Genomic DNA, 2,162 nt, shown 5'->3' on the forward strand with positions numbered 1-2,162 from the left:
GGTGATGCGGGCGAGCCCTGTCGCGGGCGTGTACGACGAGGCGGTCGATCGTGAGTCGGCATCCGAGATCTTGCAGAAGCGCACGGCCGAGGAGGCGGAAACCAAGACTGCCGAAGCCGAGCAGAAACAGGCTACGAAGACCGGTGGCGGTTCTTCGCGTAGCGACAGCTTCTGGACCACGCTCGGCAAGACCATCATCCGCACGGCCGTGCCTGCGGCGACCCGCATCCTTGAGCAATCGCTGAAGCGCAACACGAGGCGAGGGGGCGGCTTCACCGGCTTCGGCATGACCTCGGAGGTCGACAAGGACGATAAGCCTAAGACTTGACGGTCCGGTGCCGGCTTGGCCAAGTCCTTCCCATGCTCGTTCTCGACGGCGTCAGCCTACGCCTTGGCGGCAATCTCGTTCTCGATCGCGCGACGGCATCGTTGCCGCCGAAAGCGCGCGTCGGCTTGGTCGGCCGCAATGGCGCGGGCAAATCCACCCTGCTCAAGCTGATTGCCGGCCTCTACGAGGCGGACGAGGGCAGGATCGAGGCGCCATCCGACACGCGGGTCGGCTATCTCGCCCAGGAAGCGCCAGGGGGAGCGGCCACGCCGTTCGAGACGGTACTTGCCGCGGCGACCGAGCGCGCAAGCCTGCTCGCCGAAGCCGAGCAGGCGGCCGACGCGCATCGCATCGCCGAGATCCACGAGCGGTTGAATGCGATCGACGCGCACGGCGCGCCGGCGCGCGCCGCGCGCATCCTTGCCGGTCTCGGCTTCACTGAAGAAGACCAGCACAGGCCGCTCGCGTCGTATTCGGGCGGCTGGCGCATGCGCGTCGCCCTTGCCGCGCTCCTCTTCTCCGAGCCCGATCTCTTGCTGCTCGACGAGCCCTCGAACCATCTCGACCTCGAGGCCGCGCTCTGGCTCGAGACATTCCTCAAGTCCTATCGGCGGTGCCTCATCGTCGTCAGCCACGAGCGCGACCTTCTCAACAACGTGACCGATTACATTCTCCACCTGGAGAGAGGCAGGCTCACGCTCTATCCCGGCAACTACGACGCGTTCGCGCGGCTCAGGCACGAGCGTCGCGCTCAGGCCGCGGCGGTCGGCGCCAAGGAGGAGGCGCGCGCGAAGAAGCTCAAGGCCTATGTCGATCGCTGGCGCTACAAGGCGCACACGGCGCGCCAGGCGCAGAGCCGGCTCAAGGCGCTCGAGCGCATGCAGCCGATCGAGGCGGTGGTCGAGGATGACCAGATCGCCTTCGCCTTTCCGAGCCCCAAGGCGCTGCGCCCGCCGCTGATCGTGCTCGACAACGCCTCGGTCGGATACGCGCCAGGCAAGCCCGTTCTGTCACGGCTCAATCTGCGCATCGATCCCGATGAGCGGCTCGCGCTTCTCGGCCGGAACGGCAACGGCAAGACCACGCTCGCGCGGCTGCTCGCCGGTCAGCTCAAGCCGATGGGCGGGACGGTCGCGGCGAGCGGCAAGTTGCAGGTCGGCTATTTCGCGCAGCATCAGATCGAAGAACTCGTGCCCGACGCGACGCCGTTCCAGCACATGGAGCGGCTGATGCCGGGCGCTAAACCGGGCGAGGTGCGGGCGCAGCTCGGCCGCTTCGGCTTCTCGGGCGATAAGGCCAATCTCGCCGTATGCCGTCTGTCAGGCGGCGAGCGGGCGAGATTGTCGCTCGCGCTGATCACCCGCAACGCGCCGCATATCCTCATCCTCGACGAGCCGACCAATCATCTCGACATCGACGCGCGCGACGCATTGGTCGAGGCGTTGACCGAGTTCGGCGGGGCCGTGGTCGTGGTCAGTCACGACCGCCACCTGCTCGAGCTGATCGCCGACCGGCTCGTGCTGGTGGAGAACGGCACGGCCAAGGCGTTCGACGGCAGCCTCGACGACTACCGCGACACAGTGCTCGGCGCCGGCGAGACCCGCGAAGAGCAGCTTGCCAAGGCGGCGGCACTGGCGGAGCGGAAGGCGGCGCGCGACCGGGCGGTCGCGGCGAAGGAGCGCGCCAAGGCGGCGCGCAAGGCCGTGCGAGACGCCGAGGCCGAGCTCGACGTGCTGTGGCGGCGGCGGGACGAAATCGACGCTGAACTCACATCGCCCAAGCGAAACGGCGGCGCCCCGGTCGCCGAACTGATGAAGGCGAGAGCCGAGATCGC

2 protein-coding genes are annotated in these 2,162 nt (G+C 68.1%); both read left to right on the forward strand.

Going from position 1 to position 2,162, the window contains the following annotated elements:
- A partial coding sequence (locus VFB18_RS08325) for a helicase HerA-like domain-containing protein (RefSeq protein ID WP_324973465.1) occupies positions 1-328 on the forward strand: 328 nt, incomplete at its 5' end.
- Positions 329-360: 32 nt separating this feature from the next.
- Positions 361-2,162, forward strand: a 1,802-nt coding sequence (locus VFB18_RS08330; RefSeq protein ID WP_324973468.1) for an ABC-F family ATP-binding cassette domain-containing protein, incomplete at its 3' end; no start/stop codon positions are given.

It is taken from the genome of Methyloceanibacter sp. (assembly GCF_035650995.1).
Taxonomy (GTDB): domain Bacteria; phylum Pseudomonadota; class Alphaproteobacteria; order Rhizobiales; family Methyloligellaceae; genus Methyloceanibacter.